This window comes from Aminobacter sp. LjRoot7, from assembly GCF_964252895.1.
GTDB lineage: Bacteria > Pseudomonadota > Alphaproteobacteria > Rhizobiales > Rhizobiaceae > Aminobacter > Aminobacter aminovorans_B.
In genome coordinates this window covers 1-6,902 of the sequence record NZ_CAXUPX020000027.1, presented here as the reverse complement: position 1 = coordinate 6,902, position 6,902 = coordinate 1, and the positions used below count along the sequence as shown (strand labels likewise).

The following is a 6,902-nucleotide window of genomic DNA, read 5'->3' as shown; positions in this document are numbered from 1 at the left end:
GTTTCGATGTGGCGCTCACCGGCTTCGACGAGACCGAGATCGCCGCCCTGAAGAACCTCGGCACCCAAGGCCTCACCGATCCCGACGCCATTCCGGATGTGCCCGAGCGGCCAGCGAGCCGTCGCGGCGACATCTGGCTTCTGGGCCATCACCGGCTCATCTGTGGCGACAGCACCTGCGCCGAGGATGTCGACCGGGTGCTGGGTAGCGTGAAGCCTCACCTGCTGGTGTCGGATCCGCCCTATGGCGTGAGCTATGATCCGGCCTGGCGCGAGCGCTTCGGCGACGGCAGCAACCTGGCCAGGGGCAAGGTCCTCAATGACGACCGTGCCGACTGGCGCGAGACCTGGGCGCTGTTTCCCGGCGAGGTCGCTTATGTATGGCATGGCGCCCTGCATGCCGCCACCGTGGCCGCGAGCCTCGAGGCCAGCGGCTTTGTCGTCCGCTCCCAGATCATCTGGGACAAAACCGGTGACGTCCCCGGACGTGGTGTAGCTGGGTAGCGCGGTGGTCATCGGCGCTTTCCGGTAGGGTCTGGTTGTCGAAGCCAACTCCTGACTGGAAGGAACACCGATGACCGACGACATGATGAACCTGCGTGCGCTTGTCGAGAAGACACCCGATGCCGATCTGCTGCGCGAAATGATCGGCTTCGCCGCCGAGCGCCTGATGGAGATGGAAGTTGGTGCCGCCACCGGCGCCGCCTATGGCGAGAAGAGCCCGCTGCGGACCGCCCAGCGCAACGGCTACCGCGACCGGGACTGGGAGACGCGGGCAGGCACCGTCGAGCTGCGCATCCCGAAGCTCCGGAAGGGAAGCTACTTCCCGGGCTTCCTCGAGCCGCGGCGCATGGCCGAGAAGGCCCTGACGGCCGTCATTCAGGAGGCCTATGTTCAGGGTATCTCGACGCGCTCGGTCGACGATCTGGTCAAGGCCATGGGCATGAGCGGCATCTCGAAGAGCCAGGTGTCGCGGCTCTGCGAGGAGATCGACGGCAAGGTGAAGGCATTCCTCGAACGGCCGATCGAAGGCGACTGGCCGTATCTGTGGATCGACGCGACCTATCTGAAGGTCCGTCGCGGTGGCCGCATCGTCTCCGTCGCCGTCATCATCGCCGTCGGCGTCAACACCGACGGTCGGCGCGAGGTGCTGGGCATGGAGATCGGCACCTCCGAGGCCGAGCCGATCTGGACGGAGTTCCTGCGCAAGCTGACACGGCGAGGCCTGCGCGGCGTCAAGCTCGTCGTCTCCGATGCCCATGAAGGCCTCAAGGCCGCCGTCACCAAGGTTCTCTCGGCCACCTGGCAGCGCTGCCGCGTCCACTTCATGAGGAACGTGCTGGCGCATGCCGGCAAGAGCGGCCGCCGCGTGGTCTCGGCCTTCATCGCCACCGCCTTCGCCCAAGAGACGCCCGAGACGGCCAGCGCCCAGTGGCGTGCCGTCGCCGACCAAATCCGGCCGAAGGTGCCCAAGCTCGCCGCTATCCTCGATGATGCCGAGCTGGACGTGCTCGCCTACATGACCTTCCCGAAGGAGCACCGCGCGAAGCTGCACAGCACCAACCCGATCGAGCGCCTCAATGGCGAGATCAAACGGCGAACCGACGTCGTCGGCATCTTCCCGAACGACGACGCCATCGTCCGCCTCGTCGGCGCGCTGCTGCTCGAACAGAACGACGAGTGGGCCGTCCAGCGCGCCCGCTACATGACGCTTCCGTCATGGGGCCTTCGGCGTCAATCACAAACAGCCAAGCTGCGCCACCCGCGTAACTTGTGGCCGTTTGCGGAACGTGAGGCGCGGGCGCCGTGGAGACATCAGACATTGGAGCGACGCCCGCGTCGGGTCGTTCCGGATATCGCTGCGATCGTCACGTTTTGCCGCGGTGGCTGTGCACCCAGTCCCAGATCCACACCGGTGTCATGCTTCCGTTCGTGGTCGGCGCGTGGCCGCCATCATGATGTCGGTGAGATCGGTTCCCGGGCGCCCATCTGGAAAACGCGCTCGGACCTGAGAAGGTCCGGCGACAGCGTCATATCCGGCGTCATCGGGAACCGCGTCCCGGTGGGGACTTCGTCAGCGTGCTTTTACCGCGCCGAAACCAGGATCCTCCTTGCCTGATCTTACTCCCGCCTGCTCAGGCTTTTGTCGTGTCCGTATTGCGAACCATGCGAAAGTCGGTGCCATCCGTCCACATGCGGTGGAGAACCACGCCGATCCGCCGCGCGACCGCTACAGTGGCACGCTTCTGCCCACGCCGCTTTGCCACCTGCATTCCCCAAGCCTTGAGCCAGCAAGGCTTCGCCCGGTGCATAAGCACGGTCGCGGCATTGAACAGTGCCGTTCGCAAGGTTGCGTCCCCTGCCTTCGTGATGTGTCCCACCACATCGCTCTCGCCGGACTGCTCCCTGCGGGGTGTCAATCCGGCCCAGGGTCCGACAGCACGGGAGGAACGGAACCGGCCAGGATCATCGATGGCTGCACGAAATGTGAGCGCGACCACGGCTCCAACGCCAGGCATGGTCATCATGAAGCGGCACGCCTCGTCCTGCCGCGCGCGGTCGCGCAGCTGGCGCTCGATGCTGGTGAGTTCACGCCGCAGCTTGTCGCGAGCTCTCAGCACGGCCATCGAAGTGGCTTCGAGCATGGAGTTGCCCGAAACGAGTTCGCAAATACGTTCCTCGTAGCGCCCTTTGCTGATAGGACCGAGCTTCAAGCCGAAATTGCGCAGAATGCCGCGGAGCGACTGCTCGATGTCGAGCGCCGCTTTCTGAAGCGCCCGTCGCGTGCTCAGAAGGGCTCGTAGTTCTTGCGCCGAGATCGACTTGCAGTGAACAGGACGGAACCAGCCCATCCGTAGCAGCCGCGCGATGCCTTCGGCATCCCGGCGATCAGTCTTCACCGGCATGGCCTTCAAAACGGCCTTGACCCGGCGGGTCTCCAAAAGCGTTGCATCGATGCCCGCCTCAGCGAGCCCGCGGTACAGCCACTGTGACAGCGGCCCGGCCTCAAGACCGATTGCGTCGATCGGCCGCCGCAGGCTGCGGAGAAAGGCCACGAATGCTTCCGGTTCACTGGCGACCTGCACCTCCTTTAGAATGTGGCCGTGTTCGTCGAGAACACAGAACGCCGAGCTTGCGAGCGAAACGTCGATACCGATGAAGGTCTTCATGCTGTCATCCTCCCGATTGCACGAGGCGGCAACATATCCGGTCTTGGCCGCCCCATGACGACATCTGGAAAGCGTCGGACAATTGAGCGATGATCCCATGATCAGCCTGCCCGCTGTGGCGCGCTGATCAGCCCGGCAATGCCGGAAAGCACGGCGACCAATGCCGCCAACTACACCACGCGGTGGGACACCATCACAAAACCCGGCTGGTGATCGGGCGTGGCGACTATCACTGGCAGCACGAGCCAGCCTGGTACGCGGTTAGAAAGGGCGGCAAGGGTCACTGGAGCGGTGATCGCAAGCAGACCACGGTCTGGCAGATCCCACACCGCAAGTCGGCAACCGGCCACGGCACGCAAAAGCCGGTCAACTGCATGCGCCGACCGATCGAGAACAACTCGTCGCCAGGCCAGGCGGTGTATGAGCCATTCTGCGGATCGGGAACAACCATCATCGCCGCCGAGATGACCGGGCGTTGCTGCCATGCCATCGAGCTTGATCCTGTCTACGTCGACGTTGCCATTGCCCGCTGGCAGGAGTTCACCGGCGAACAGGCGCGGCTGGAGGGCGACGGCCGCAGCTTCGCGGAGGTGACGGCCGAACGCGTTGCAGGGGTCCTGTGACATGGGTCGTCCGGAGCTTGTTCCCACTCCTTCGCCGTGTTGCCAGACCAAGTTCCAGGACCGTCTTGGCGCCATTACCTAGTGGCAGCTCTAACACTCGGAACTCGATCATAAGCGCGGTGCGATGTCTAACGCCAGATGGCCGCAAATGTTGTATCTATCGATCCGTCCCTTGATCGAAGAAGGATCGCATCGATGGATGACTGGAGAATCGGGGATATTCGGGTAACCAGAATTCTGGAGATGTGCGACCCTCTGCGGACGCCATCGGAGTGGTTTCCCGACTGCACCGACGAAGCACTCGAACCGCATCTTCATTGGCTCACGCCCAGATCGATATCGCCGGCAACCGGCCGGATTATTCTTCCCATCCAGAGTTTTCTGGTCCGTACCGGACACCATACCATTCTGGTCGACGGTTGCGTCGGCAACGACAAGACGATCGCAGACTTCCCGCATTGGCATCGCCGCCATGACGGTACCTTTCTAGAGCGGCTGGCGAATGCAGGTGTTGCTCCCGAGCAGATCGACTATGTGTTGTGCACTCATCTTCACGTCGACCATTGCGGCTGGAACACACGATTGGTGGACGGGCGTTGGATACCGACATTCCCCAACGCCCGCTACATTATGGCACGGCGTGAGTTCGAGGCCGCCCAGGCGGCCTCCGGCGATGCCACACGAACCTATGAGGACAACGTACTGCCAATTGTCGAGGCTGGTCGGGCTGTGCTTGTCGATATGGACTATGAACTCGATGACGAGGTGTGGCTCGAGCCGACGCCGGGCCACACCTCAGGGCACGTTGCCATCGGGCTGGGATCTCAGGGCGTAGGGGCGGTGTTTTCCGGCGATATCATGCATTGGCCGATGCAATGCGTATACCCAGACTGGAACTTTCGGTACGACACGGACCCTGACCAAGCACGTCGGACGCGGTGGGCATTCCTGGAAGCTTGCTCGGACAATGGCCGCATTGTCATGACGTCGCATTTTCCCTTGCCGTCGGTGGGAACTATCTCGCGACGCCACTCATCGTTCTGGTTCGATGATTATCAGCCACTGCCTCGTAGCGGGCCGTGGAAACGTCTCCCTAATCTGCGCGCTCCTTAGTAGTGCTGCGCAGAGATGTGAGAAACTGTCGGGATTCCAATGGCTTGCTGTTCTGATACCATGCACCAAAGGCTCCAGACTGGAGAGGCTGGCAACCTAACCCCGGGGGGCGGTCATTTCTCTAGGGGGATTGGACCTGTAGACCGGCGCCCTGCTCCGCTCGCACTCAGCAGAAATTGGCAAGGGGGTATCCCACGATGGAGCCGGCAGAAACTTCCAAACAAAACGGCGACTTAGGCCTTGACGGCATGGCCTCATCTGCCCCGATCCAGTCGACAAACTCGGGGGTAACTCGGCAGTCGTCGGGTCGTGATGCCGATGATCGGCAGGACCTCCCCCTTGTCGATATGAAACGCGCCAGGCGCCTGCAGGAACGACTGACCGGGAGGCTCTGATGCGCGGACGCAAGCCGAAGCTGGCACAGCTGAGGGTCATCGAGGGTGGCAATGACGCGGATCGTGGCGCCGGCCACGCAGGACCGAAGGCGCCGACCTGCCCGGCTCACCTCAACCCGAGCGCCAAGGCCGAATGGAAACGCCTCGCCCCGCATCTGTTTGTGCGCGGTATCATCGGCGAAGGCGACCGGGCAGCTCTTGCCGCCTACTGCCAGGCCTATGGCCGCTGGGTGGAGGCGGAAAAAAAGCTCGCCGAGACCCCGCTGCTGATCAAGCTGCCTTCCGGCTATATCCAGCAAAGTCCCTGGCTGGCAATTGCCAACAAGCAGCTCGAGATCATGCACAAATACATGGCCGAGCTCGGCCTGTCGCCGGTATCGCGCAGCCGCGTCAGCATCAAACGCACACCTGGTCCAAAGCCGTGGGAGTTCGAGCTTCCCGTCTCCCAGCCGGCCGATGCCTATCTGAAGCCGCGGCGATAGCTTGCCCAGGATCATGGCCGAGCTCGACCCACGTCGACCTGACCATCACCAGGCGGCAGGACTCTACCGGCAGCGCCGCCGTTCAGGGGGCGCCGGCCAGACCTTCGCCCGAGCAATCGATCCTTGGCGTGAAAATCCCTTCGGACGCGATTCGTCGAGGGTCAATTCTTGCGGCTATTCGTCGGCGTGCGGGTGATTGTCGATCCAAGGAGGCCGGCGCCAAGGATTGAGGCGGCACGGATGTTCCTGCCCCTTCTCGGTCCCACGCTCAAGGAATCGGCCAAGCGTCTATCGAGGCAAAGCTTGCCGGGTTGTGTCGTTGATGAAGATTTCGCCCAGAGTACGATGTCCGCATCCCTCATTAGACCGTTTCGAGCCGGCTGAACCGAACCGGGATGAGTGTCCGAGCCTCGAGTTGCCCTGCCGCATCCTTGTCGATGACAGTCAGCAATTGCACTTCTTCAGATCCCACAGGCAGAACCAGGCGTCCCCCTGGCTTGAGCTGCTTAAGCAAAGCCGGCGGCGTCCGCTCAGCCGCCACGGTGACCAGGATCTTGTCGAATGGAGCGTGCTCAGGCCAGCCGCGAGACCCGTCTCCGACACGAATGCCGACATTGGACGAGCCGAGGCCCCGCAGGAGAGCCTCGGCATGGCTTGCGAATTCCTCGATGATTTCGACGCTCCAAACTTGCCCGGCGAGCTCTGCGAGGATTGCGGCTTGGTAGCCCAGGCCGGTGCCGATCTCGAGCACTGCCTGGTGCGGTCGGGGAGCAAGGAGATCGGTCATGAGAGCGACGATGAAGGGCTGCGAGACGGTTTTACCGAAACCGATCGGCAGCGGTATGTCCTGGTAGGCATAAGGCGCAACCGGGGCTGGCACGAAGAGATGTCGCGGCACCCGCCGCATCGCTGCCATCACCCGCTCATCGAACGTCGCCTTGCCGAGTTCTTCGCTTGCAAGGTCGGCATGGATTGCAATCACCTCGACCATATGCCTGCGTAGAACCGCGAGCTGCTCTTCGTTCATCGGCTTCATGACGGTGGGGCTTTCCTCAACCAGTCTGCTGCCAGATAGCTTTATACCCTGTTTGTCTTGTCACAGTAACGCCCGCCACCGTGG

General features: G+C 62.8%; 4 protein-coding genes and 3 pseudogenes. 5 read left to right on the top strand and 2 right to left on the bottom strand.

From position 1 onward, the window contains the following. A pseudogene (locus ACSQ3E_RS30670) lies at window positions 1–503 on the top strand (DNA methylase); the annotation flags it as partial. Window positions 504–573: 70 nt separating this feature from the next. Then, window positions 574–1,719: pseudogene (locus tag ACSQ3E_RS30665) on the top strand (IS256 family transposase); the annotation flags it as partial. Window positions 1,720–2,134: 415 nt separating this feature from the next. Here ACSQ3E_RS30665 and ACSQ3E_RS30660 read toward each other — a convergent pair. Further along, window positions 2,135–3,169, bottom strand: coding sequence for an IS110 family transposase (locus ACSQ3E_RS30660; RefSeq protein WP_436125493.1), 1,035 nt, complete (start codon window positions 3,167–3,169; stop codon window positions 2,135–2,137). A gap of 197 nt (window positions 3,170–3,366) precedes the next feature. Here ACSQ3E_RS30660 and ACSQ3E_RS30655 point away from each other — a divergent pair. From ACSQ3E_RS30655 to ACSQ3E_RS30645, 3 genes and pseudogenes are all read left to right on the top strand, one after another. After that, window positions 3,367–3,792, top strand: a pseudogene (locus ACSQ3E_RS30655) (DNA-methyltransferase); the annotation flags it as partial. A 195-nt stretch (window positions 3,793–3,987) separates the two neighbouring features. After that, entirely contained in the window at window positions 3,988–4,905 is a 918-nt protein-coding gene (locus ACSQ3E_RS30650) for an MBL fold metallo-hydrolase (RefSeq protein ID WP_436125492.1), read from the top strand. Window positions 4,906–5,299: 394 nt separating this feature from the next. Continuing rightward, a complete protein-coding gene (locus ACSQ3E_RS30645; RefSeq protein ID WP_436125491.1) occupies window positions 5,300–5,782 on the top strand; it encodes a phage terminase small subunit P27 family in 483 nt (160 codons plus the stop codon). A gap of 361 nt (window positions 5,783–6,143) precedes the next feature. Here ACSQ3E_RS30645 and ACSQ3E_RS30640 read toward each other — a convergent pair whose 3' ends face one another. Then, the gene (locus ACSQ3E_RS30640; RefSeq protein WP_436125490.1) at window positions 6,144–6,818 is read right to left on the bottom strand and encodes a protein-L-isoaspartate(D-aspartate) O-methyltransferase; all 675 of its coding nucleotides are present in this window, start codon (window positions 6,816–6,818) and stop codon (window positions 6,144–6,146) included. Window positions 6,819–6,902 lie beyond the last annotated feature (84 nt).